This is a genomic window from Paractinoplanes maris (assembly GCF_023544465.1).
GTDB classification, from domain to species: Bacteria; Actinomycetota; Actinomycetes; order Mycobacteriales; family Micromonosporaceae; genus Actinoplanes; species Actinoplanes maris.
The window spans coordinates 214,742-238,522 of the sequence record NZ_JALPVL010000004.1; the positions used below are offsets into that span (position 1 = coordinate 214,742).

20 protein-coding genes are annotated in these 23,781 nt (G+C 71.9%); 10 read left to right on the forward strand and 10 right to left on the reverse strand.

Features of this window, described 5'->3' with window-relative positions; genetic code table 11:
- Window positions 1–100: 100 nt before the first annotated feature.
- Both NAG42_RS13095 and NAG42_RS13100 read right to left on the reverse strand, forming a co-directional pair.
- Entirely contained in the window at window positions 101–1,318 is a 1,218-nt protein-coding gene (locus NAG42_RS13095) for an MFS transporter (RefSeq protein WP_250030506.1), read from the reverse strand.
- A 364-nt stretch (window positions 1,319–1,682) separates the two neighbouring features.
- Window positions 1,683–2,828 (reverse strand): S8 family peptidase, encoded by a 1,146-nt coding sequence (locus NAG42_RS13100; RefSeq protein WP_284045269.1) that lies wholly within the window; start codon window positions 2,826–2,828, stop codon window positions 1,683–1,685.
- A gap of 129 nt (window positions 2,829–2,957) precedes the next feature.
- Here NAG42_RS13100 and pdxR point away from each other — a divergent pair, with 129 nt between their 5' ends.
- Window positions 2,958–4,364, forward strand: a complete 1,407-nt coding sequence (gene pdxR, locus NAG42_RS13110) for a MocR-like pyridoxine biosynthesis transcription factor PdxR (protein ID WP_250030507.1) — start codon at window positions 2,958–2,960, stop codon at window positions 4,362–4,364.
- Here pdxR and NAG42_RS13115 read toward each other — a convergent pair.
- Together NAG42_RS13115 and NAG42_RS13120 are read right to left on the reverse strand one after the other, a co-directional pair.
- Entirely contained in the window at window positions 4,250–5,551 is a 1,302-nt protein-coding gene (locus tag NAG42_RS13115) for an amino acid permease (protein WP_250030508.1), read from the reverse strand. The two genes, pdxR and NAG42_RS13115, sit on opposite strands and share 115 nt — an antisense overlap.
- Window positions 5,552–5,616: 65 nt before the next feature.
- Window positions 5,617–6,228 carry a TIGR03085 family metal-binding protein gene (locus NAG42_RS13120; protein ID WP_250030509.1) on the reverse strand — a complete coding sequence of 204 codons (612 nt, stop codon included), beginning with the start codon at window positions 6,226–6,228 and terminating at the stop codon, window positions 5,617–5,619.
- A 110-nt stretch (window positions 6,229–6,338) separates the two neighbouring features.
- Here NAG42_RS13120 and NAG42_RS13125 point away from each other — a divergent pair, with 110 nt between their 5' ends.
- Entirely contained in the window at window positions 6,339–8,138 is a 1,800-nt protein-coding gene (locus NAG42_RS13125) for an ABC transporter ATP-binding protein (RefSeq protein WP_250030510.1), read from the forward strand.
- A complete protein-coding gene (locus NAG42_RS13130) occupies window positions 8,135–9,916 on the forward strand; it encodes an ABC transporter ATP-binding protein (RefSeq protein WP_250030511.1) in 1,782 nt (593 codons plus the stop codon). The genes NAG42_RS13125 and NAG42_RS13130 overlap by 4 nt, the downstream gene beginning before the upstream one ends.
- Window positions 9,917–9,987: 71 nt before the next feature.
- On the opposite strand, the gene rpsD is transcribed toward NAG42_RS13130, so the two are convergent.
- Window positions 9,988–10,596 (reverse strand): 30S ribosomal protein S4, encoded by a 609-nt coding sequence (gene rpsD / locus NAG42_RS13135; protein ID WP_250030512.1) that lies wholly within the window; start codon window positions 10,594–10,596, stop codon window positions 9,988–9,990.
- Between the two features lie 107 nt (window positions 10,597–10,703).
- Between rpsD and NAG42_RS13140 the strand changes: the two genes are divergently transcribed.
- Window positions 10,704–11,429 (forward strand): DUF2470 domain-containing protein, encoded by a 726-nt coding sequence (locus tag NAG42_RS13140; protein WP_250030513.1) that lies wholly within the window; start codon window positions 10,704–10,706, stop codon window positions 11,427–11,429.
- 1,753 nt (window positions 11,430–13,182) lie between these two features.
- On the opposite strand, the gene NAG42_RS13145 is transcribed toward NAG42_RS13140, so the two are convergent.
- From NAG42_RS13145 to NAG42_RS13160, 4 genes are all read right to left on the reverse strand, one after another.
- On the reverse strand, window positions 13,183–13,794 hold the full coding sequence (locus NAG42_RS13145) for a TetR/AcrR family transcriptional regulator (protein WP_250030514.1): 612 nt from the start codon (window positions 13,792–13,794) through the stop codon (window positions 13,183–13,185).
- Window positions 13,795–13,816: 22 nt separating this feature from the next.
- Window positions 13,817–14,554, reverse strand: a complete 738-nt coding sequence (locus NAG42_RS13150; RefSeq protein ID WP_250030515.1) for an ABC transporter permease — start codon at window positions 14,552–14,554, stop codon at window positions 13,817–13,819.
- Window positions 14,551–15,273, reverse strand: coding sequence for an ABC transporter ATP-binding protein (locus NAG42_RS13155; protein ID WP_250030879.1), 723 nt, complete (start codon window positions 15,271–15,273; stop codon window positions 14,551–14,553). Before NAG42_RS13155 ends, NAG42_RS13150 begins: the two co-directional genes overlap by 4 nt.
- Window positions 15,274–15,382: 109 nt before the next feature.
- The gene (locus NAG42_RS13160; RefSeq protein ID WP_250030516.1) at window positions 15,383–17,581 is read right to left on the reverse strand and encodes a hypothetical protein; all 2,199 of its coding nucleotides are present in this window, start codon (window positions 17,579–17,581) and stop codon (window positions 15,383–15,385) included.
- A 185-nt stretch (window positions 17,582–17,766) separates the two neighbouring features.
- On the opposite strand from NAG42_RS13160, the gene hisI reads away from it, so the two are divergent.
- From hisI to NAG42_RS13175, 3 genes are read left to right on the forward strand one after another with little or no spacing between them, the layout of a single operon-like run.
- The gene (hisI, locus tag NAG42_RS13165; RefSeq protein WP_250030517.1) at window positions 17,767–18,144 is read left to right on the forward strand and encodes a phosphoribosyl-AMP cyclohydrolase; all 378 of its coding nucleotides are present in this window, start codon (window positions 17,767–17,769) and stop codon (window positions 18,142–18,144) included.
- A complete protein-coding gene (locus tag NAG42_RS13170) occupies window positions 18,141–19,673 on the forward strand; it encodes an anthranilate synthase component I (protein WP_250030518.1) in 1,533 nt (510 codons plus the stop codon). Before hisI ends, NAG42_RS13170 begins: the two co-directional genes overlap by 4 nt.
- Window positions 19,670–20,221, forward strand: a complete 552-nt coding sequence (locus tag NAG42_RS13175) for a Trp biosynthesis-associated membrane protein (protein WP_250030519.1) — start codon at window positions 19,670–19,672, stop codon at window positions 20,219–20,221. The genes NAG42_RS13170 and NAG42_RS13175 overlap by 4 nt, the downstream gene beginning before the upstream one ends.
- Window positions 20,222–20,296: 75 nt before the next feature.
- Here the strand turns inward: NAG42_RS13175 and NAG42_RS13180 are convergent, their stop codons facing one another.
- Window positions 20,297–20,560 carry a hypothetical protein gene (locus tag NAG42_RS13180; protein ID WP_250030520.1) on the reverse strand — a complete coding sequence of 88 codons (264 nt, stop codon included), beginning with the start codon at window positions 20,558–20,560 and terminating at the stop codon, window positions 20,297–20,299.
- A gap of 372 nt (window positions 20,561–20,932) precedes the next feature.
- On the opposite strand from NAG42_RS13180, the gene trpC reads away from it, so the two are divergent.
- Genes trpC through trpA form a run of 3 tightly spaced genes read left to right on the forward strand, consistent with a single transcriptional unit; the run spans window position 20,933 to window position 23,774 of the window.
- Window positions 20,933–21,736, forward strand: coding sequence for an indole-3-glycerol phosphate synthase TrpC (gene trpC, locus NAG42_RS13185; protein ID WP_250030880.1), 804 nt, complete (start codon window positions 20,933–20,935; stop codon window positions 21,734–21,736).
- Entirely contained in the window at window positions 21,733–22,974 is a 1,242-nt protein-coding gene (gene trpB, locus NAG42_RS13190) for a tryptophan synthase subunit beta (RefSeq protein WP_250030521.1), read from the forward strand. The genes trpC and trpB overlap by 4 nt, the downstream gene beginning before the upstream one ends.
- Window positions 22,971–23,774: a tryptophan synthase subunit alpha gene (gene trpA / locus NAG42_RS13195; RefSeq protein WP_250030522.1), complete on the forward strand. Its 804-nt coding sequence runs from the start codon at window positions 22,971–22,973 to the stop codon at window positions 23,772–23,774. Before trpB ends, trpA begins: the two co-directional genes overlap by 4 nt.
- Window positions 23,775–23,781: the final 7 nt, after the last annotated feature.

The window sequence follows — 23,781 nt, forward strand, 5'->3', positions numbered from 1 at the left end:
TTGCTTCCCTGGCTTCGCGTTGCTCCGGCCCGGCCGGCGCATGGCCCCGGCCCCTGCTCACGCTCGGTCCGGCCCCGGCTGTCCCGCGCTCGGTGTCCAGTCAGGTCGGGACGGCGTCCTGCAGTGGGCGCATCTCGCGGATCGCCGGGGCCAGGGTAGCGGCCGAGGCCGAGGCCGAGACGGCGGCTGCGAACAGCAGGATGCTCGCCGATGGGCTCCAGGCGGTGACGAAGACGCCGGCCAGCAGCGGGGCCGCGGTCGCGGCCGACATGGCGAACAGGAAGATCACGCTGAGCACGCGGCCCTGCAGGTGGTCGGGGGTGATGGCGGCCTGGTAGCCGAAGAGGGCAGCATTGCAGGCCGGCCCCACAAAAATCGCCAGGGCGATCGGGGCGGCGGCGGCCACGCTGCCGGTGAGTAAGGCGCTGACCGCCAGGAACAGGGTGGCCGCCCAGCACAGACCCCGGATCAGGACCGCGAACGAGAGCCGGCGCTGCAGGGCGGGTGCGGCCAGCGCCCCGGCCAGCCCGCCGGCGCCGACGATGGTCTCGGTCAGGCCGATCACGCCGGGGGTCACGCCGTTGGCCTGCAGGGTGACGATGATTGTGAACATCGAGCCGTACAGGGCCAGGTTGAGGGGGGCCGCGATGATCAGGACGGTCCGCAGGAACGAGTTGCCGAAGACGAAACGCAGACCTTCCAGCAGCGCGGCGCCGTGCCCGTGGTGATGTGGCCGCTGTTCGGCCTGCAGGGGCTTGCGGATCAGGGCGATGCCGATGAGTGAGGCCAGATAGGACAGCGCGTTCCCGATGAACGGCAGCGCGGCGGTGATCCCGAAGAGGACGCCGCCGAGCGGGGGCCCGGCCAGTGAGGTGCCGTAGCTGCGGGCCTCGTTCCGGGCGACCGCGTCCGGCAGTTGGGTGGCCGGCACGATGCTGCGCAGGGCCGCGTGTTCCGTGGTGTTGAACAGTGATCCGCAAGCCGCGTCGACGATGGCCACGACGACGATCTCGGTCAGACCCGCGTGGCCGGTGGCGACGGCCACGGCCAGCGCGACGAAGGCCAGCAGCCGGATGACGTCGCAGGCGAGCATTGCGCGGCGGCGGTTGAGCAGGTCGGCCAGGACTCCCGACGGGAGGCGGCAGACCAGCTTGGCCACCTGGGCCGCGGTGCCCACCGCGCCGGCCTGCAGGGCGGAATCGGTCACGTCGAGGACCAGCAGTGGAATGGCCAGCGTGGCGATCGCCCCGCCCAGATCGGACAGGCTCTGGCTCGTCCACAGCAGAGTGAACTCGCGATTGCGCCACAACGTGCTCACGGCGCCACTCCGGATCTGATCACGTTCCGCAGCTTCGTGGTCACGCAGTGCAGGATATGTACTGCATTCGATCCCTGCTGAGCCGCCGGCGGCAATTCGGCACGTCCATGCCCTGTGGACAACCGGCCCCGTCACGCTTGACAGGTCGTAAGTTCCACCCCACAACGCCCCGAGGCGGGTGGGGGCTGGGGATGGCGCGGCGGGTGGGGGCTGGGGATGGCGCGGCGGGTGGGGGCTGGGGATGGCGCGGCGGGTGGGGGCTGGGGATGGCGCGGCGGAGCGGTGGCGTGACGCCTCCGTGAGCACGATCGAGATGCCGGGCGCCCGGCCTCGCGGGGCGAGACCGGGCGCCGGCGGTGCTGAGCTACTGGACGACGAAGAGCAGCCGGTTCGGGGAGCCCGAGCCGGGGTTGGTGACCGCATTGGGCGTCGCGTTGCTGACCAGGTTGTCGCGGACCTGGGCCGGGGAGTAGCCGGGGTTGCGCGAGAGCACCAGCGCCGCCGCACCCGCCACGTGCGGGCTGGCCATCGATGTGCCGCTGATCGTGTTGGTCGCGGAGGCGGAGTTGTACCAGGCCGACGTGATCGACGAGCCGGGGGCGAAGATGTCGACGCAGGTGCCGTAGTTGGAGTAGCTCGCCCGGGCGTCCGTGCTGGTGGTGGCGCCGACCGTGATGGCCGCGGCCACGCGCGAGGGCGACGAGTTGCAGGCGTTGGCCGAGGAGTTGCCGGCGGCCAGGGCGAAGGTGATGCCGCGGGAGATCGCCGTGTTCACCGCGTTGTCCAGCGTGCTGCTGACGCCGCCGCCGAGGCTCATGTTGGCCACCGCGGGGCGGGCGGTCTGGTTGCCGACCCAGTTGACGCCGGCGATGACGCCGGCCGTGGTGCCGCTGCCCGAGCAGTTCAGCACGCGGACGCCGACCAGCCGGGCCTGCTTCGCGACGCCGTAGGTCGTGCCGCCGACGGTCCCCGCCACGTGGGTGCCGTGGCCGTTGCAGTCGACCGCCCCGGTGCCGACGGCGTCGTAACCGGCGGTGGCCCGCCCGCCGAAGTCGTTGTGCGTGTAGCGGATTCCGGTGTCGATGATGTAGGCGGTGACGTTCGAGGCCGTGACCGGATAGGTGTAGGTCGTGCTCAGCGGCCGGGCCCGCTGGTCGATCCGGTCCAGGCCCCAGGTCGCGTTGTTCTGGGTGGCCGACAGCGAGATCGTCTGGTTCTGCTCGACGTAGGCGACTCCGGAGCTGGCCGCGAGCCGCTTGGCCTGGGCCTCGGTCATGCTCGCCTCGTAGCCGTTGATGACCTCGAGGCGCTGCTTGATCTGACCGCTGAGGCCGGCCGCCGGCGACTTGGCGCCGGCCTTGAGGACCACGATGTAGCTGCCGGGAACCGCGGTGGCGGTGCCGGCGAGCCGGATGTCGCCCGTGGGGGCGGCCACGGCGGGGGTGCCCACCGCGACGGCCGCGGTGACCGCGGCGAGCAGGCCGGCGGCCAAGGTGCGTCGAGTCGCCATACTGTTCCTCTCCCGGAGTTGAATAGACGGTTGTCTCTTCAGTTACCGGTGAGCGTAGGCGTGACGGTCCTCGATCGCCGCCATACCGGTTGGGCCATAGTGCGAGGGGACAGTGCGGAGAATGAGCTGGTGGATCTGATCATCGGGCTGGACGGGACGGACGGGAAGACCGCCGCGGTCTATCGCGCGCTGCGGACGGCGATCGTCGACGGGCGGCTGCCGTCGGGGGAGCGGCTGCCGGCCACCCGGGCCCTGGCCGCGGATCTCGGCGTCGCCCGGGGCAGCGTCGCCGCCGCCTACGAGCGGCTCGCCGCCGAGGGCTATCTGTCGTCGCGGGTCGGGGCCGGGACTTACGTGGCGGCCACGCCCAGTGTTCGGTCGGCCCGCACGGTGAACGCGGATCCGCTGCGGCCCCGCGCGGACTGGGTGTGGGAGCCGCTCGAGACCAGCGGCACAGTGCGCAAGCCTCGTTATGACTTCCGCACCGGCATCCCCGACGCCGGCCTGTTCCCGTTCGAGGCGTGGCGGCGCCTGGTCACGGCTGAGCTCCGGCTGCGGGCCAACAATCCCGGGACGTACGGGGAACCGGCCGGGCATCCGGCCCTGCGCGAGGCCATCGCGCGTTATCTGGGCGTCTCCCGCGGCGTGCGGACCACCGCGGCCGACGTGGTGGTCACCAACGGCGCCCAGCACGCGTTCGACCTGATCGCCCGGGTGCTGGTGAAGCCGGGGGACGTGGTCGCCGTCGAGGAGCCGGGTTATCCGCCGGCCCGCCGGATCCTGGCCGCCCTCGGCGCCCGGGTGACGTTGGTACCGGTCGACGACCAGGGCCTGGTCGTGGCCGAGCTGCCGGCGAACTGCCGGTTGGTCCACACCACTCCGTCGCACCAGTTCCCGCTCGGCCGCGCGATGAGCTTGAGCCGCCGCCGGGAGCTGCTCGACTGGGCCCGCGCCCGGCCCGCGGCGATCGTCGAGGACGACTACGACAGCGAGTTCCGGTTCTCGGCGCGCCCGCTGGAGCCGCTGCACAGCCTGGACACCGCGGGGCGGGTGCTCTATGTGGGCACCTTCTCCAAGAGCATGCTGCCCGCCGTGCGCACCGGGTTCGTGCTGGCCACGCCCGGGTTGCGGGAGGCCCTGATCGCGGCCCGCCAGCTCGGCGACGGCTACGGGCAACCGGCCGTGCAGGCGGCTCTGGCCCGCTTCCTCGACGAAGGTCTGCTCGCCCGGCACGTCAAAAAGGCCACCAAGGCGTACGGGGAAAGGCACGCCCGCATCACGGCGGCGTTGCGGACCATGGCCGGTCTGGAAGTTGTGCCGTCGGCGGCCGGCCTCCACGTCACGGCGCTGACCGGCGCCGGCTCGACCGCGGTGGTGACCGCGGCCGCCCGGGCCGGTCTGGCCGTGGACGACCTGGCCGGCTACTCGGGCTCGCCGACCAGGCAGGGCTTCGTGTTCGGGTTCGGGGCCACCGACCCGGCGTCGATCGACGAGGGGATGGCGGTGTTCGCCGGCCTCCTGGCCCGCCACGTCTGATAGGCGAGCGAGGCCGCGACGATCACCAGGCTGAGCAGCGCGGGCAGCCCGGTCAGCAGGAGCAGCGCGGTCACCGAGACGAGGCCCACCCCGGCCACGATCCGCGACCGGCCGCGCGGCAGCAGGCGCAGCGCGGCCGCCGTGCCGAGCACGTAGACCAGCGTGAAGCAGCCCGTGACCAGCAGCAACGCGGTGTGCAGGTCGATCGGCAGGACGGCCGAGAGCAGGCTGCCGAGCAGGACCGCGGTCAGCGCCTTGCGCGGGGTGCCGGCCAGCCGGACCGGAAGCGCGCCGTCCCGGGCCAGGGCCGCCCCGAGCTGGGAGGCCCCAGCGAGGTACGCGTTGACCGCCCCGACGGTGAGCAGGACCGCCACGATCGCGGTGAACACCCGGACCGGGCCGCCGACCCCGGAGGCGAGCAGGTCGGCCAGCGGTGCCGAGCTGCCGGCCAGCGCGGGCCCGAGCACGAGCACGCTGGTGGCCGCGACCGCCAGGTAGAGGGCGCCGACGACCACGACCGCGATGGCCGTCGCCCGGGGCACGTCCCGGCGGGGGTTGCGGTAGGAGCCGGCCAGCGAGGACACCGCCTCCCAGCCGGCGAAGCCCCAGACCAGCACGGCCGCCGCGGTGCCGACCCCGGACCAGCCGAACGGCGTGAACGGGGTGAGGTTGTCCCAGCGCGCGTGCGGGAGCGCGGTCACCACGGTGATCACCAGCAGCAGGGCGAGGACGCCGGTCAGCACCAGCTGGACCCGGCCCGAGACCCGCAGCCCGAACCAGTTCATCGTGAAGACCGAGCCGATGATGACCAGGAAGGTCAGCAGCTCGGTGGTGCGGCCACCGCCGAGCACGTCGGCCACGTAGCCACCGGCGAACGCGGTCGCGGCGGGCGCGCCGAGCGGCACCGCGAAGAAGAAGCACCAGCCGATGGCCGCCCCGGCCCGCGGGCCGAAGGCCAGCCGGACATAGGTGGAGACTCCGCCGCCGTCCGGGTGCCGGGCTCCGAGCGCCGCGAAGGTCCAGGCCAGCGGGGCCGACAGGACGATGAGGGCGATCCAGGCGACCAGCGAGGCCGGACCGGCGACCTCGGCCGCGAGGGCCGGCATGGAGATGACGCCGGTGCCGAGGACGGCGCCCACGCAGAGAGCGGCGCCCTGGGCGAGCGACAGTCCGGAGTTCTGAGCCATGCGATCACGCTAGGCCGGTAATGGCTCGCCGTTTGGACCAATCAGCGGGCGATCATTTGGGCCAATCAGAGACCCAGCTTCGCCTCGCGCAGGCCGTCGCCCTCGACCGTCACCCGGGCGTTCTCCTTGCGGCCGGTCAGGTACAGCGCCAGCTCGCCGGGCGGCCCCTCGAGGGTGTTCGCCGGGCCCTGGCCGACGGTGAAGGACCCGTACCCCGGGGATTTGACCTCGACCGCCAGGCCGGACCGGCGGAGCATGAGCTTGCCGGTGAGCTTGACGGTGCGCCAGAGCGCGGCCTCCAGACCCGGGTCGAGTTCGCGCGGCTGCCAACCGCCCTGGCCGCGGCGGGCGTCCTCGTGGTGCACGAAGAACTCGAGCGTGTTGGCCGTCTCGTCGAGCAGGGGGTTGCTCACCGGGCTCCACCACGGCGGTGTCCGCACGTCGTGCACGACTTCGGCGTATGGTCGGGCGGCTGTCCGCAATCGGACGCGTTCGCCGTGCTCGTGCAGCAGGGGGATCATCGCCCCGGCCGCCGCGTCGGGCCGCCGGTCCCGGACGACCAGGTGTGCCGCGAGATCGCGAGTGGTCCATCCCTCGCACAGGGTCGGCTCATCCGGGCCGAGGCGAAGCAGCAGGTCGGCGAGCAGGCGTCGTTCGCGCTGGGCATAGGCGGTCACAACGTGATCGTAGACACATGTTACGAAGGTGAACGACGGCGGCCCGGTTCGGCAGGATGGGTATGTAAGGCCGCAACTGCCGGCGAACACTTACCAGTCAGGTAGGAATTTTGAGCACCAGGTCCAGCCGCGACGTGCTGGTACGGGGACTGCATGTGCTGGGCCGGGCGATTCGCACCGAGCCGCGCCTGTTCACGATCGGGGTGGCCGGCAGCAGTCTGTTCGGCCTGCTCGTCATCGCCAATTCGTATGTCGTCGGTGCCGTCATCGGCCGGGTCGTGGTGCCCGCCTTCGCCTCCGGCTCGACCAGCACCGGCACCCTCGTCCTGATCGCCGCCGTCTTCCTCGGGCTCAGCGTGCTGCGGGTGGCGACCATCTTCGGCCGCCGCCTGGGCGCCGGCTACATGCAGTTCCGCCTGCAGGCCCGTTATCGCCGCGCGGTGACCCGGCGCTACTTGTCGCTGCCGCCGGCCTGGCACCAGAAGCACGCCACCGGCACCCTGCTCTCCAACGCCAACTCCGACGTTGAGGCGGCCTTCGTGCCGATCGCACCGCTGCCGTTCGCGGTCGGCACGATCGTGATGATCCTGGCCGCGGTGGTGGCGCTGTTCCTCACCGACTGGGTGCTGGCCATGGTCGGCGTCGTGCTCTTCCCGGCGCTGTTCGCCCTGAACACGTTCTATGCGCGCCGGATGTCACCGCGGCAGATCAAGGCGCAGCAGATGCGGGCCAAGGTCAGCGCGGTCGCGCACGAGAGCTTCGACGGCGCGCTGGTGGTCAAGACGATGGGCCGCGAGGAGGACGAGTCGCGCCGCTTCAAGGTCTTCGTCGACGAGCTGCGCGACTCGCTGATCTCGGTCGGCCGGCTGCGCGGCCTGTTCGACCCGATCATGGACGCGCTGCCCAGCGTGGGCACGCTCGCGGTGCTGCTGCTCGGCGCCTGGCGGTTGCAGAACGGCGCGATCAGCGTGACCGAGCTGGTCACCGTCGCGTTCCTGTTCACCGTGCTGGCCTTCCCGGTGCGGGCGATCGGCTGGGTGCTCGGCGAGCTGCCGCGCAGTGTCGCCGGCTGGGAGAGGGTGCAGGCGGTGCTGGCGGCCGACGGCGACCTCGCCTACGGCTCGGCCACAGTGGCCGGCAGTGAGCCGGTCACGCTGCGTTTCGACAAGGTCGATTTCGCGTACGGGGACGGACCGCTCGTGCTGAACGACGTGTCCTTCACCGTGCCCCCGGGCAAGACCGTGGCCCTGGTCGGGGCGACCGGCTCCGGCAAGTCGACGATCGCGTCGCTGGCCGTGCGCCTGGTCGACCCGGACGCCGGAGTGATCACGTTCGACGGCACGGAGCTGCCCGCACTCAGTGAGGCCGGCCTGACCAGCGCCTCCGCCCTCGTACCGCAGCTGCCTTTCGTCTTCGACGACACCGTCCGCGGCAACATCACGCTCGAACGGGACGGCGTCGACGACGAGGCTGTCTGGGCCGCGCTGCGGCTGGCCGAGGCCGACGGGTTCGTGGCCAAGCTGCCGGACGCGCTCGACACGGCGGTGGGCGAACGCGGCACCTCGCTCTCCGGCGGGCAGCGGCAGCGGCTCACGCTGGCCCGCGCGCTGGCCGGGCGCCCGCGGGTGCTCGTGCTCGACGACGCCACCAGTGCGGTCGACCCGCGGGTGGAGGCGGCCATCCTGGCCTCGCTGCGCGGCGGCGACGCGGGCGCGTCGATCCTGGTGGTGGCTTACCGGCGGGCGACGATCGCCCTGGCCGACGAGGTCGTCTACCTCGAGCAGGGCAAGGTCGTCGCGACCGGCACCCACACCGAGCTGCTGGCCGCCCACGCGGGTTACATCGAGCTCGTCACGGCGTACGAGCGAGCCGAGGCCGAAAAGGCCGAGGCCGAGAGGGTCGAGGCATGAGCGCCGCAACGGTGACGGCGGCCCGGACGGGCACGCTGGCCACGATCAAGCGGGGGCTGGCGCTCTCGCCCGAGCTGCGTCCCGGCCTGGGCGGCACGATCGCGCTGGCGGTGGTGCAGATGTCCGGCCGGGTCGCCGTGCCGATCGCCGTCCAGCAGGGCATCGACCACGGCATCCGCGGCGCCGGCGGGCCCGATCTGGGCTTCGTGATCAAGGTGGTGGCGTTCACCTTCGTGGCGCTGATGATCTCGACGGCGGCCGGCTACCTGATGACCCGGCGCCTGTTCACGGTCAGCGAGACCGCGCTGGGCGGGCTGCGCTCGCGCACGTTCCGGCACATCCACGACCTGTCGATGCTGCACCAGCAGTCCGAGCGGCGCGGCACCATGGTCTCCCGGGTGACCAGCGACGTCGACCAGATCTCGATCTTCCTGCAGACCGGCGGCGTGCAGTTGCTGCTGGCCAGCGGTCAGCTGCTGGTCTCGACGATCGTGATGTTCATCTATTCCTGGCAGCTGACGATCGTGGTGTTGCTGGCCTTCGGCCCGGCCGTGGCGATCATCCGGCTCTTCCAGAAACGGCTGGCCGCCGTCTACGGCGCGGTCCGCGAGCGGACCGGCATCATGCTGGGCGCGATCGCCGAGAGCGTCGTCGGGGCCACGGTCATTCGCGCGTACGGCGTGGCCGGGCGCACCGAGAAGCGCCTCGACACGTCGATCGGGCGGCTCGAGGTCGCCCAGAAACGGGCTCTGCGCACCAGTGTGACCAGCTTCTCCAGCGGCGAGCTGGGGGCCGGGCTGGCGCTGGCCGGGGTGGTCGTGATCGGCGTGCTGATCGGCGTCGACGGTGGACTGAGCGTGGGCCGGCTGACCGCGTTCCTGTTCCTCGTGACGCTGTTCATCCAGCCGGTGCAGATCGCCACCGACATGCTGAACGAGGCGCAGAACGCGGTGGCCGGCTGGCGCCGGGTGCTCGACGTGCTCGACCTCGAACCCGACGTCAAGGACCCGGACGAGGTGGGCGTCGACCTGCCGGCCGGGCCGCTGTCGGTGCGCTTCGCCGACGTGTCGTTCCGCTACCCGGACGGGCCGATCGTGCTGGCCGACGTCGACCTGTCGCTGCGCGCGCGGACCAAGGTGGCGGTGGTCGGCGAGACCGGGAGCGGCAAGACCACGTTCGCCAAGCTGCTCACCCGGCTGATGGATCCGGTGGAGGGTGAGGTCCTGCTCTCCGGGACGCCGCTGCGGAACGTACGGTTCGCGGCTCTGCGCTCGCGGGTGGTGATGGTGCCGCAGGACGGGTTCCTGTTCGACGCCACCATCGCCGAGAACATCCGCTTCGCCGAGCCGTCGCTGACCGACGAGCAGCTGACGACGGCGTTCGCCGAGCTGGGGCTGGACGACTGGCTGGCCGGGCTGCCGAACGGGCTCGAGACCCCGGTGGGTGAGCGCGGCGAAGCCCTCAGCGTGGGTGAGCGGCAGCTGGTGGCGCTGGTCCGGGCGTACGTGGCCGACCCCGACCTGCTGGTGCTGGACGAGGCCACGAGTGCGGTCGACCCGGCCACCGAGGTGCGGTTGCAGCGCGCCCTGGACACGGTGACCCGGGGCCGGACGACGGTCGCGATCGCGCACCGGCTCTCGACCGCCCAGGCCGCCGACGAGGTGATCGTGGTGGACGCGGGCCGCGTCGTCCAACGCGGCCCGCACTCCGAACTGGTCACCCAGGAGGACTCGATCTACGCCAAGCTCTACGCCTCCTGGCTCGAGCAGACGCGCTAAGTGCTGGTGACCGCCTGCCTCCTCATCAGCTTCAAAGGGGCGGTCGCGCGCGGAGCGAAGCGGAGCCAGAGTTACCGCGCGTAGAACTCGACTACCAGCTGCTCGTCACACTGCACCCGGATCTCCGAGCGCTCGGGGATCCGGATGACCGTGGTGCGCAGGTCCTCGAGCACGGTGGAGAGGTACGGCGCGGTCGGGCCGTCCAGGTGGGCGCCGGTCGCGGCGATCTGGAACGGCGGCTTCTGCCGGCTGCTCTCGCGCACCTCGACGACCTGACCCGGCTTCAACCGGTAGGCCGGCCGGTCCACCTTCTTGCCGTCGACCGTGAAGTGGCCGTGCACCACGAGCTGGCGGGCCTGGTAGATGGTGCGAGCCAGGCCGGCCCGCACCACCGTCGCGTCGAGACGCCGCTCGAGCAGGGTGACCATCGTCTCGCCGGTCTTGCCCTCGGCGCGGTGGGCGTCGTCGTACGCCTTGCGCATCTGGGATTCGCTGATGTTGTACTGGTGCCGCAGCCGCTGCTTCTCGAGCAGGCGGACCTGGTAGTCCGAGGCCTTACGGCGGGACCGGCCGTGCACACCCGGCGGGAAGGGCCGCTTCTCGAAGTACTTCACGCACTTCGGCGTCAGGGGGATGCCGAGGGCCCGCGAGAGCTTGGCCTTGGGTCGGGAGTTGTTCATGAAGTCTCCGAGTCACTTGCGCTTGAGGCCGGTGTTCCGAACAGCAGCTGTTTCGGTTAGCCTCACCTTACTAAGGCAAGCCTAACGTGTGCCCGGAGGTCCTGACCATGCAGCCCACCCACGCCGAGATCGCGCGTACGCTCGCCGCCGGCCACCTCCCCGGCGTCGCGCACGTCGCCTGCCGTCCGGGGCCACTTCCCGTACGGCACGTCACCGACGCGAACGGCCGGGTGCTCCTGCTCTCCCCGCGCGACGGCGCCTTCACCGCCGCGCTGCGCCCCCAGGAGGGCACCGACGACACCGCGATGGTCCTCGACATCTCCGACGTGCCGCCCATGGCCGGCTCACCCGCCCTCGGCCGCGTGTGGATCTCCGGCTGGGCCACCGCCCTGGAAGGCGACGAGGCCCGAGCCGCAACCCTGGACTACGCCGAGATCGACGCCTCCGGCGACCTGCTCGACGTCGGCGACGGCCAGGTGCTGCACCGCATGGACGTCGCCGAGATCCGCTACGAACGCAACGAGAACCTGCACGACGTCGACGTCGACGAGTTCGCCGAGGCGACCCCAGACCCGCTCTGCCGCATCGAGTTCGACCTGATCGCCGACCTGCTCGACCATCACGAGGCCGAGATGAGCGCTTACGTGCGCCGCCAGCTCGGCAAGACGTTCCAGCCGGTCGCCGAGCCCCAGGTGGTGCGGATGGACAGGTACGGCTTCATGGTCCGCCTGGACGACAAACTGGCGCGGCTGGCTTTCCCGCGCCCGGTGACCGATCGTCATGATCTGGCCCATCTGCTGCACCCGGTGTTGTGTCACCGCTGCACTGATTAGGGGGCTCGTTGCTTCCTTCGTCGTCGCGGCCCGTTTCGGTGGGTGACGGCTTGGCGTGATCGCCGAGCCGGCGGCGTCGTGGGTGGGGTGGGGCTGGTCGCCAGGCCCGCGTCGTCGTGGTGACGGTGTGTGGGGCCTGTTCGGGTGGTTGCTGGTTGGGCTGGTTGCCAGGCCCGCGGCGTCGTGGTCACGGCAGGTTGGGCCTGTTCCGGCAATTGAATGGGTTCGCTCGCTACGATGCGCCAGTCGGGATCAGTCTTTTCGTGCGAGCAGCGTACTGTTGGGACGCGTAGTGGAATTGCCGCGATTTTCTGCGATGTCTATGCGCACCTTTACAAATTCGATCCATTGCTAGATTGATGGGCAATGTGCCGGTCGCGTGCGATGTAACCTTTCAATGATTTGATGCCGAGGTCTGGCCGGGTCTCATCGGGATTGTGCTTGCTGCTCGAAGCAATTTCGGGATCGCTGGGCAAGTGCTGCGAGCTGGTCGATCTGGCCTGTCTGCGGATCACACAGTGGTGCTACCAGTCGGTTCGTGCACCATTGGTCGGGCTCCGAACGGATGGAATTGCTGGCGGAGCGGCATTCCGGTCTATCTCAGCGTGCTGTGTCCCTTCGCTCGGCCGAAGAATAATGTCCTCACATTGGCATGCCATTGTGCCTGTAGGGCGAGCCTTTCGCCGTCAGTGGCGGGACAATATAAGTATGCGGCAGCTACAGTTCTTCACCACGGCAGAGCTGGCAAAAATGCGCGACCGAACCCGGAAGCGAAACTATTCTCCAGCGGGCGAAGAATTCCGCCGTGAACACGAGCGCCACCGAGCCTGGGGTCTGCAGCAACGACACGCTGCCAAGTTGAGCCAACTCCGCCGCGCCGCAGTCGCCTCCGCCACGCCGGCCACCAGTCCCACCCCGACCGTTCCGGCCGCCCCTGCGGCTCACAAGCAGCCCGAGACGCGCGAGCCCTCGGCGAAATCTCACGAACCCTCTCCCAGCAGCACCGTCACACAGCCGGTCGAGGCGTCGCCAAGTCAGCAAGAGTCGCCGACACTGCCGCAGCCACGACCGACGTCCTCAACTCTGACCGGAACAAAGGCCGCAGCCTCCGCCAGTTCACCGGGGGCAGCCGGGACATCAGCCTTCTCAACCAGACTCCTGCCAGCTACTCGACCCCGCACCGAATGCCACCCCATTCACCAACGACACCGCAAGCTCGGCAACGAAACCGCAGCCACGCATCGCGACAGGCGACGATCACCTGGCGCAACGACAAGGCCGGCCTGGCTCTTGGCCCGGCCATCTACGCGCGTGTCAGTGGCGGCACTTTGCCGGGCCACCACGGGGCGCGCTTGGCTACCGGACTCGGCCATCTACGCCCCCGTGAGCGGCCGCATTCACCCGGGCCACGACGGGGCGGGCTTGGCACCGCTCGGCCATCTACGCGCCTGTCGGCGGCGGCACTTTGCTGGGCCACGACGGGGCGGGCTTGGCTGCCAGGCCCGGCCATCTACGCCTCCGTCAGCGGCCCCACTCTGCTGGGCCTCGACGGCGACGGCTTGGCACCGCTCGGCCATCTACGCGCCTGTCGGCGGCGGCACTCTGCTGGGCCACGACGGCGAGGGCTCGGCTACCGGCTCAGCCATTACGCCCCCGTCAGCGGCCGCATCCACCTGGGCCACGACGGGCCGGGCCCGGACCGAGCCAAGACCCCAACACCCACATCACCAGCCGCAAGACTCTGAAACGTCGGTCACGGCTGTTTGAAGACCTCGGGCATCGGGTCGGTGAGGAAGCGTTGGATGTTCGGCCCGACCGCCGCCGCGATGATGTCGGGGTCGGCGCTGGCCAAGGGCTCGATCCGCAACACATAACGGGCCACCATCGTGCCCGCGATCTGCGTCGCGACCAGTGCCGACCGCATCGGCGCCTCCTTCTGGTCGTCGATGATCTCGCCGACCGCGCGGCGCAGGATCTGGGTGACCACGAATTCGCGCAGTAGCCGCGCTGTCCATTCGTTGCTCAGGGCCGAGCGAAAAACAGCCAGCGCCGCCGTGCCCGCCGGGGAGTCCCACACGCTGATGGCGAGCCGGATCAGTCGTTCCCCGGCCTGGTCGCGGGGGCCGTCGAGGGCTTGCGGGATGAGCTCGCCCGGGTTGATCGGGGCGTTCATCACAGCCAGGAAGAGCTTTTCCTTGGTGCCGAAGTAGTGGTGCACCAGGGCCGGGTCGACTCCGGCGTCGGCCGCGATGGAGCGGATCGACGCCTTGTCGAAACCCTTCTCGGCGAAGCTCGCCCGGGCGGCTTCCAGGATGGACGTACGGGTGTCCTGGTTGCCGGGACGCCGCCCGCTGCGCCTGACCAATGAAGCTCCTTCGACCTGAGACTCAGGCGGTTCGCCGCCGCAGGGTTGCCGCCGCCAGCACCAGGGCGATGACCGCCGCGCCGGCGACGATCGACAGGTCACGCCACATCGTGGTGGTCGGGTCGGGGGCGACCCCGACCTGGGCGAGCGCCTCGACCGCGTAGGTCAGGGGCAGCGCGTTGCTGACCACCTCGAGCCAGCCGACCATCTGCTCGCGCGGCACGAACAAACCGCACAGCAGGATCTGCGGCACCACGACCACCGGTAGGAACTGTACGGCCTGGAACTCCGTGCGGGCGAAGGCGCTGCAGAACAGGCCGAGCGCCACGCCGAGCACGGCGTTGACGACCGCGATGAGCACCACCAGGCCGGCGTTCCCGGTTGTCTGCAGACCGAGCAACCAGTACGCGGCCCCGGTGGCGACCGCCCCCTGCAGGGTGGCCGCCAGACCGAACGCCAGGCCGTAGCCGAACAGCAGGTCGAGCTTGCCGAGCGGGGTGGTGAGCAACCTCTCCAGGGTGCCCGTGGTGCGTTCGCGCAGCATCGCGATGCTGGTCACCAAGAACATGATCACGAACGGGAAGATGCCGAGCATGATCAGGGCGATCCGGTCGAAGGTCGCGCCGGAACCGTCGTACATGAAATAGAGCAAGCCGAGCAGGAGCGCGGGAACGACGAGGAGCAATGCCACCGTACGGCGGTCGTGCCGCAGCTGCCGCAGGATGCGCCCGGCCGTCGCGAGAGTGATCCGCAGGCTCATGCCGCCACCTCGTCGAGTTGGCGGATCAACCGGAGGAAGGCCTCTTCGAGGTCGTCGGTGCCGGAACGGGCCCGGATCGCGGCCGGGGTGTCGTCGCCGATCAGACGGCCCTCGCGAACGAGCAGCAGGCGGTCGCAGCGGCCGGCCTCGTCCATCACGTGGCTCGACACCAGCAGCGTGGTGCCGGCCGCGGCCAGCTGGTGGAAGCGGGACCACAGGTCGGCCCGCAGCACCGGGTCCTGCCCCACGGTCGGCTCGTCGAGCACCAGCAGCTTGGGCTCGCCGATCAGCGCGCAGGCCAGCGAGGCCCGGCTGCGTTGCCCGCCCGAGAGGTTGCCGACGAGCTGGTGGGTGGCCCCGGCCAGGCCGACGTCAGTGATCGCGCGGTCGGCCTCGGCGGCGCCCAGGCCGTGCAGGGCTGCGAAGTAGCGCGCGTTCTCCCGTACGGAAAGGTCGGCGTAGACGCTCGGAGCCTGCGTCACATAGCCGAGCTCGCGGCGCAGCGGCGCACTGCCGGCCGGCTGGCCCAGCACGGTGACCTGGCCCGATCGGACGATCTGAACTCCGACGATCGCCCTGATCAGGGTGGTCTTGCCGCTGCCGCTGGGGCCGAGGAGGCCGGTGACGCTGCCCGCCGGGATGTCGCAGGAGATGCCGTGCAGCACGCGTCTCTTGCCGCGCTCGACGACGAGGTCGCGAACCTCGATCGCGTGGGTCATGGTGGCCTCCGAATAATTCATCAGGTGTTGAAATCAACGGTAGATGAATTCCGAGATCGAAAAAAGGCCCCGATCCCTTCCGTACGGGGATCGGGGCCTTCCTGTTCGCTCAGAGAGCCATGATGCGGTCCAGGAACTCGCGGTAACCCCGCATCGCCATGCGCATGCTCTCGGTGTCGGGCTTGCCGTTGCCGCGCAGCGGGTCGAGCTCGTCGCGCTCGGCCAGCAGGGCCTCGGTGAGCTCGTTGACCGCGTCCGTGAGCAGGTCGTGGGCCCGGGTCAGAGCCGTCTCGGGATCGTCGACGAACTCGGCTTTCACCTCGTGCCAGGCGGCCCGGAAGTGCCGTACGGCGTCGTCGTCCCAGAACGCGATGTGCCCGGCCGCGACGTCACCCGGGCGCAGCGGCGCCTCCGGCTCGTCACCGGGACCGTCCGGGGCGGCGCGGCGGCCGCGGCGGGCCGGCTCGGCGTCCTCCAGGCTGGCCGAGCGGCGCGGCGTGGGCTCGCCGGCGTCCGGCACGTCCGGCTCGTCCGACTCGTCCGGCGACTGAGGCTGCGCCGGCGCCGGGTGCTGGGGCTGGGGCTGGGGCTGGGTGTCGAGGTCGCCGAAGCTGATGCTCACCTGGGGCTTCTCCTCGCGGGCGGGCTCGGCCGGCTGCGGCTTGGCCACGGGCACCGGGATGCTGGTCGCGGCCCGCGGCGCCGGGACGCCCGAGACCGGTCCGGCCGCCGGGTCGGGCAGGGCCGGGGTGTAGGCCGGGGGCTGGCCGAAACTCGCACCGAAGGACGGGCCGCCGGACACGGGCGCGGCGGAGACCGGGGCGCTCGAGGCCGGCGGGGCGGAGACCGGCGGCGACGAGGTCGGCGCGACGATCGGGTGGGTCGAGGTGGGCACGGACGCCCAGCCCGAGGCGGCCCGGCGCCCGTCATCCTCGGGGGCGCTCCGGCGACTGTCCTCGTCGGGGCCGGCGAAGCTCTCCCGGCCGGGGAAAGCGCGGCGGCCGGTCGGCTCCTCGAACCCGGAGCCGGGAAAGGCCCGGCGGCCGGTCGGCTCGTCGGTTTCCGGGCCGGGCGTGGGGCGGCGGCCGGACAGGTTGTCGGTTTCCGGGCCGGGCGTGGGGCGGCGGCCGGACAGGTTGTCGGTTTCCGGGCCGGGCGTGGGGCGGCGGCCGGACAGGTTGTCGGTTTCCGGGCCGGACGTGGGGCGGCGGCCGAGCAGGTCGTCGGTTTCCGGGCCGGGCGTGGGGCGGCGGCCGAGCAGGTCGTCGGTCTCAGGGCCGGGCGCGGGGCGGCGGCCGGACAGGTCGTTGGTTTCCGGGCCGGAGGCGGCGCGGCGGCCGGACAGGTCGTCGGGTCCGGCGCCCGGGCCGGAAACCGGCGCGACCGCCCCGGCGCCGGAGGTCGGGACACCGGGGTAACCGGTCCGTCCGTTCATGTCATCACGCCCGTTCTCGTCTCGCGTCCCCGCGTGGTCGGGTTCGTCCCCCCGGCCGGCGGTGCCCGGAACGGCCGGCAGGTCGGCCGCGGCGGATCGCCCGTTCGTCTCGCCCGGCCCGTGCCCGTTGAGACCGGGTCGTGCCTCGGCCGGGGCGCGCCCGCCGAACAGGAACCGGCTGTTGCGCCCGCCCAGCCCGAAGCCACCGAAATCGCGGTCCCAGGGGTTGCCCCGGCCGGACTCTACGGCCGGGCCACCGTTCGCGCTCTCGCTCGCGGCGCGGGAGTGATCAGGATCGCCGTCGCCGGTCGCGGGCGGGCCGCTGACCGGTGCGGGGGGCCCGCTGACCGGGCCCGAGGTCGGTGCGGGCGACGCGCTCACCGGCCCGGGCACCTGGCCCGGGCCGCGGCCGGACGCCCCGAAGGCGCCACCAGGCCCGCCACTCGAACCGCTGCCGGCCGGACCATCCCCGCCGTGCGGTCCGCGATCGCCGTGCGGTCCGCGATCGCCGAGTGGCCCGCTGCCGCCGAACGGGTCGTTGCCGCCGAACGGGTCGTTGCCGCCGCCGGGGCTGTGAATCGCCGAGGGCGTGGCCGGGCCGTAGGTGCCCGCGGCGAAGGGCAGCCGGGGCCCGCCCGGGACGGGCTCGCCGACCGGTGGCTGAGGGCTGGGCGGCCCGCTGACGGAAGCGTCCAGGCCCTCCGACGAGCGCCGTGAGCCCAGCGCCACCATCTCGGTTTCACCCGAATGAGTGCCCGGCACAGCGGAGGGCTCGGACGTGGCCGCCTCGCTGTCGGCGTCGCGCTCGGCCGGCCAGAATCTGGCCAGTCCGCGCGTCGGCCGAGCGTTGTCGGGGTTGGACGTCGGCTCCATCGGTTTGAGACTCCCGTCGCTGCGGCTCCGCCACCCGCTCACCTGAGCTGCGGTAACCCTCTCGGAGGCGGTCATCAGCACCCCTGGCAGGGTGCAACGCACGACGACGGTACCTAACCAGCCGGTCCGAGGCACTACCCGTGCCCGGATCGTGGCCCCCACCGCGGCACGACCGTGCGCCCGGCATGGGGGAGAATCGTCGCGTGGCAGTCAAGACCGAACTGGATCCGGCCATCGCGGCCAAGCTCAAGCGCACCCCCGACGGGCTCGTCGCGGCGATCGTGCGCGAGCACGGCAGCGGTGACGTGCTCATGCTGGCCTGGATGGACGACGAGGCGTTGCACCGCACGCTGACCACCGGGCGGGCGACCTACTGGTCGCGCAGCCGGCAGGAGTACTGGGTGAAGGGCGCGACCTCCGGCCACCACCAGTACGTGCACGGCGTCGCCCTCGACTGCGACGGCGACGCGTTGCTGGTCACGGTCGAGCAGGTCGGCGCGGCCTGCCACACCGGCGAGCGCACCTGCTTCTTCGACGAGTTGCCGGTGGTGACCGGGTCGTGACCAGCGGAGCGGTCCATCCCGACGAGGCGGCTTTCCTGCGCGAGCGGCGCCGCGTGGTCCCCGTCACCCGCCGGCTGCTGGCCGACGGCGAGACCCCGGTCGGGGTCTACACGAAGCTGGCCGGCGGCCCCGGCACCTTCCTGCTGGAGTCGGCCGAGCAGGGTGCGGGCCCGTCCGGCGCGGCCTGGTCGCGCTATTCGTTCGTCGGCGTGCGCAGCGCGGCGACGCTGGTCGAGCGGGACGGCGAGGCGCACTGGCTGGGCTCGCCGCCCACGGGCGTGCCGCTCGACGGCGACCCGGTGACCGCGCTCCGCGAGACGGTCGCGGCGCTGGCCGACGGCCCGTCCGCCGACGACCTGCCGCCGCTGACCGGCGGCATGGTCGGCTACCTGAGCTACGACCTCGTCCGGCGTTTCGAGCGCCTGCCGAGTTCGGCGACCGACGACCTGGCCCTGCCCGAGCTGGGCATGATGCTCGCCACCGACCTCGTCGTGCTCGACCATTACGACGGCTCGGCCGTCCTGGTGGCCAACGCGGTGCTGGCCGACGACGCCGACGACCAGGCCAAGCGGGCGGCCTATCACAACGCGGTGGGCCGGCTCGACGCGATGACCACGGCGCTGTCCCGCCCGACCCCGCCGATGATCTCCACGGTGGAGCGCCGGCCGGCCGGGGAGCCGGTCAGCCGGACCGCGCCGGGGGAGTATCAGAAGGCGGTCGACGAGGCCAAGGAGGCGATCCGGGCCGGCGAGTGCTTCCAGATCGTCGTGGCCCAGCGCTTCGAGCGGCCCACCGACGCCGACCCGCTCGACGTCTACCGGGTGCTGCGGGCCACCAACCCCAGCCCGTACATGTATCTATTGCGCTTCGACGACTTCGACATCGTCGGCTCGTCCCCCGAGGCCCACCTCAAGGTCAGCGCCGACGAGGAGGGCACCCGCCGCGCGCTGCTGCACCCGATCGCCGGCACCCGCTGGCGTGGCGCCACCCCGGAGCAGGACAACGCCCTGGCCGCCGAGCTGCTGGCCGACCCCAAGGAGCGCGCCGAGCACGTCATGCTGGTCGACCTGGGGCGCAACGACCTGGGCCGGGTGTGCCGGGCCGGCTCGGTCGAGGTGCCGGAGTTCGCCCGCATCGAGCGCTACAGCCATGTCATGCACATCGTCTCGACGGTCACCGGTGAGCTGCGCGACGACCGGTCGGCGTTCGACGCGCTGGCCGCGACGTTCCCGGCGGGCACGTTGTCGGGCGCGCCCAAGGTGCGCGCCATGGAGATCATCGAGTCGCTCGAGCCGACCCGCCGCGGCCTGTACGGCGGCACGGTCGGCTACTTCGGGTTCGCCGGTGACATGGACATGGCGATCGCGATCCGCACCGCGCTGATCAAGGACGGGGTGGCCTACGTGGGCGCCGGGGCGGGCATCGTGGCCGACTCCGACCCGGCCGCCGAGGAGCAGGAGACCCGTAACAAGGCGGCCGCGGTGCTGGCCGCGATCGCCTCCGCCGAGACGCTGCGCGCGGCTCGATGAGCCGGCGCTCCTACCTGCTGTCGCTGCTGGCCTGCCTGGCCGGTGCCGGCTTGGCGGCGTACGGGGCCACCCGCACCTGGTCGGTGCTGGAGGTGCCCCGGCCCGGCATGTCCGAGTTGCGCACCGAGCGGACCGGTGCCGACGTCGCGCCCTGGGTGATCGGCCTGGCCCTGGTCGGCCTGGCCGGCACCGGGGCGTTGCTGGCCACGCACGGCCGGCTCCGGCGCGGCGTGGGCGTTCTGCTCGCCCTGGTGGGGGCGGGTGTGGTCGTCGGCGCGATCGCCGGCCGGGTCGGTCTCGACCCGGGAGCGGCCGGCGCGGGCGGCACGGTGTGGCCGGTGGCCTGCGCCTTCGGCGGCGCGGTGGTGGCGCTGGGCGGGCTGACTGCCGCGCGTCAGGGTCATCGGTGGCCGCGCATGTCGGCCCGGTACGACCGGAAGCCCGCACCGCCGACGGCGGCGCCGGCACCGGCCGGTCTCAACACCAAGCCGGTCGACAACCGTGCCGCATGGGATTCCCTGGACCGCGGTGACGACCCGACCGCGTAGGAAGGCGACGACCCGACCGCGTAAGAAGGCGACGACCCGACTGCTTGAAAGGGCGGCGAGCCGACCGCGCAGGACTCAGCGCGTGTGGGCGAGCTCGCGCCGGTCGGGGCGGCGGGCCACCAGGGCGGCGACCTCGCGGCTCAGCGCGGCGCTGGCCTCGTGGCGGGCGCGGATCTCCAGGGTGGCCGCCCAGGCGTTGTCGCGGGCGGTGCGCACCTTGTCGTCGCCGATCACGCGGCGCTGCACGCCGGTGACGAGCTCGGCGGCGGCGGAGACGAGGGCGCGGGAGACGGTGACGAAGCCGGCGGGCTCGGTCTCGACTGTCCGGGTAGCGGCCACGGCAAACTCCACATCGATCGCTCTGAGCTGGCTGGCGTTCGCTGACGCCGGGAACCAGTCTGCCTCGGCCTCATCATGACCGGACCCTATTTCCGGTGCGTGACGACTCCGTCAACACGCTGTGGGATCCACCGATCAGATGAGGTGTCCCTGCACAGCGGGCCGGAGAGCGCGTGACCGCTGTGACCGAAGTGACAGAACGCGCCCGAGCAGGCCGCATTATGCCCCAGGCCACCTGGTGAGGCGGGCCATACCCCGGGGCGCCTCGAGCGACCACGACCTCCTAGCATCGGGCGGAGGACACCCGGAGAGGGGAGTCGTTTCGTGACATCCGATCAGCAGGCGCAAGCGGGTTCTGGCGGACCGCAGAACGTGCTGGAGGAGATCCTCGCCGGAGTGCGCGAGGACGTGGCCGTCCGGCAGGAGCAGGTGCCGCTGGAGCAGGTACGGGAGGCCGCAGCCGCGGCGCCGCCGGCCATCGACGCCTATGCGGCGTTGCGCAAGGCCGGCGTGGCCGTGATCGCCGAGGTGAAGCGGTCGTCGCCGTCCAAGGGGGCGCTGGCCGACATCCCCGACCCGGCCGAGCTCGCCGGTGAGTACGCGGCGGGCGGCGCCCGTTGCATCAGCGTGCTCACCGAGGGCCGGTGGTTCGGCGGGTCGCTCGACGACCTCAAGGCCGTGCGCGCCTCGGTGCAGATCCCGGTGCTCCGCAAGGATTTCGTGGTCTCCAGTTATCAGGTGCACGAGGCCCGCGCCCACGGCGCCGACCTGGTGCTGCTCATCGTCGCGGCGCTCGAGCAGAACGTGCTCGTCGGCCTGCTCGAGCGGATCGAGTCGCTCGGCATGACCGCGCTGGTCGAGGTGCACAACGAGGAGGAGGCCGACCGTGCCCTGGAGGCGAACGCCAAGGTCATCGGGGTCAACGCCCGCGACCTGCGCACACTCGAGGTCGACCGGTCGGTCTTCGAGCGCATCGCGCCCGGCCTGCCCAACAATGTCGTGAAGATCGCCGAGTCGGGGGTGCGCGGGCCGCACGACCTGATCCGGTATGCGTCCGCGGGCGCCGATGCCGTGCTGGTGGGGGAGGGTCTGGTGACCCAGAAATCGCCGCGGGACGCGGTGGCCGAGCTGGTCAACGCGGGCAACCACCCGGCGACGCCGAGGCCGGTGCGATGAGCGCCCCCTCGTTGCCCGACCTGTCCGGCCATTTCGGGCGTTACGGCGGCCGGTTCGTCCCGGAGGCCCTGGTCCGGGCGCTCGACGAGCTCGACGCCGCCTACCGGTCGGCCAAGGCCGACCCGGCCTTCCGGGCCCGGTTCGACGATCTGCTGGTCAACTACGCCGGCGTGCCGTCGCTGCTCTACCGGGCCGAGCGGCTCTCCGAGAAGCTGGGCGCCGAGATCCTGCTCAAGCGGGAGGATCTCAACCACACCGGCGCCCACAAGGTCCGCAACGTGCTGGGGCAGGCGCTGCTGGCCAAGCGGATGGGCAAGCCCCGGGTGATCGCCGAGACCGGTGCCGGTCAGCACGGGGTGGCCAGCGCCACCGCGGCCGCCCTGCTCGACCTCGAGTGCGTGGTCTACATGGGTGAGACCGACACCGAGCGGCAGGCGCTCAACGTGGCCCGCATGCGCATGCTGGGCGCCACGGTCGTGCCGGTCACCAACGGCTCGCGCACGCTCAAGGACGCGCTCAACGAGGCGCTGCGCGACTGGGTGGCCAGCGTCGACACCACGCACTACCTGCTCGGCACGGCGGCCGGCCCGCACCCGTTCCCCGAGATCGTGCGCGATTTTGTGGGCGGCATCGGCGTCGAGGCCCGCGAGCAGTGCCTGGCCATGCTGGGCCGGCTGCCCGACGCGGTGGCGGCCTGCGTGGGTGGCGGCTCCAACGCGATCGGCATCTTCCACGCGTTCGTCCCCGACGAGTCGGTGCAGCTCTACGGCTTCGAGGCGGGCGGCGACGGGGTGGACACGGGACGGCACGCGGCGTCGATCACCGGCGGCTCGTCGGGTGTGCTGCACGGCGCCCGGACGTACGTCCTGCAGGACGAGGACGGCCAGACGGTCGAGTCCCACTCGATCTCGGCCGGTCTGGACTACCCGGGGGTCGGGCCCGAGCACGCCTGGCTGCACGACACCGGCCGCGCCGAGTACGAGCCGGTCACCGACGACGAGGCGATGGCCGCGTTCCAGCTGCTCTGCCGCACCGAGGGCATCATCCCGGCCATCGAGAGCGCGCACGCGCTGGCCGGTGTCGCCCGCATCGCGCCGCTGCTGCGCGCGGAGCTGGGCCGCACACCGACCATCGTGGTCAACCTGTCCGGCCGCGGTGACAAGGACGTGCACACCGCGGGCGCCTACTTCGGCATCCTCGACCCGGTCGAGGCGCTGGTCCCGGGGGAGAACGCGTGAGCATCGCCGAGGTCTTCGCCAAGGCCCGCGCGGAGGACCGCGCGGTGCTGGTCGGCTGCATGCCGGCCGGCTTCCCGACCGTCGAGGACAGCATCGCCTCGATGATCGCGATGCACGAGGCCGGCTGCGACGTGATCGAGGTCGAGCTGCCCTACTCCGACCCGGTGATGGACGGCCCGGTCATCCAGCGGGCCAGCGACATCGCGCTGAGCCGCGGGGTGCGCACCGGCGACACGCTGCGGATCATCGAGGCGGTCGCGGGCACGGGCGCCCCGGTCGTGCTGATGACCTATTGGAACCCGGTGGAGAAGTACGGGGTCAACGCGTTCGCCCGGGACCTGTCGGCGGCCGGCGCCACCGGCATGATCACGCCCGACCTGATCCCGGACGAGGCGGCCGAGTGGATCGCCGCCGCCGACGAGCACCGGCTCGACCGGACGTTCCTGGTCTCGCCCTCCTCGACCGACGACCGCCTGGCCATGACGGTCGCGCACTGCCGCGGCTTCGTCTACGCGACCGCGCTGATGGGTGTCACCGGCGCCCGCACCTCGGTGTCCTCGCAGGCCCCGGAGCTGGTCGACCGGGTGCGGCACACCAATCCGGACATGCCGGTGGGGGTGGGTCTCGGGGTGGGCACCGGCGCGCAGGCGGCCGAGGTGGCCGGTTTCGCCGACGGGGTGATCGTGGGCAGTGCGCTGATCCGGCAGGTGCTCGAAGCCCCCGACCGGGCCACCGGGTTGTCCCGGCTCCGGACGCTGAGCGCGGAACTGGCCGAGGGTGTGCGTAACCCGGTCAAGTGAACCGGTA

What these genes read in the sequence shown, in the direction of transcription:
- NAG42_RS13100 (WP_284045269.1), bottom strand. Translation starts at nt 2,828, where the DNA reads ATGGCGACTCGACGCACCTTGGCCGCCGGCCTGCTCGCCGCGGTCACC.
- NAG42_RS13115 (WP_250030508.1), bottom strand. Translation starts at nt 5,551, where the DNA reads ATGGCTCAGAACTCCGGACTGTCGCTCGCCCAGGGCGCCGCTCTCTGC.
- NAG42_RS13130 (WP_250030511.1), top strand. Translation starts at nt 8,135, where the DNA reads ATGAGCGCCGCAACGGTGACGGCGGCCCGGACGGGCACGCTGGCCACG.
- rpsD (WP_250030512.1), bottom strand. Translation starts at nt 10,596, where the DNA reads ATGAACAACTCCCGACCCAAGGCCAAGCTCTCGCGGGCCCTCGGCATC.
- NAG42_RS13140 (WP_250030513.1), top strand. Translation starts at nt 10,704, where the DNA reads ATGCAGCCCACCCACGCCGAGATCGCGCGTACGCTCGCCGCCGGCCAC.
- NAG42_RS13150 (WP_250030515.1), bottom strand. Translation starts at nt 14,554, where the DNA reads ATGAGCCTGCGGATCACTCTCGCGACGGCCGGGCGCATCCTGCGGCAG.
- NAG42_RS13155 (WP_250030879.1), bottom strand. Translation starts at nt 15,273, where the DNA reads ATGACCCACGCGATCGAGGTTCGCGACCTCGTCGTCGAGCGCGGCAAG.
- NAG42_RS13160 (WP_250030516.1), bottom strand. Translation starts at nt 17,581, where the DNA reads ATGGAGCCGACGTCCAACCCCGACAACGCTCGGCCGACGCGCGGACTG.
- hisI (WP_250030517.1), top strand. Translation starts at nt 17,767, where the DNA reads ATGGGGGAGAATCGTCGCGTGGCAGTCAAGACCGAACTGGATCCGGCC.
- NAG42_RS13175 (WP_250030519.1), top strand. Translation starts at nt 19,670, where the DNA reads ATGAGCCGGCGCTCCTACCTGCTGTCGCTGCTGGCCTGCCTGGCCGGT.
- trpB (WP_250030521.1), top strand. Translation starts at nt 21,733, where the DNA reads ATGAGCGCCCCCTCGTTGCCCGACCTGTCCGGCCATTTCGGGCGTTAC.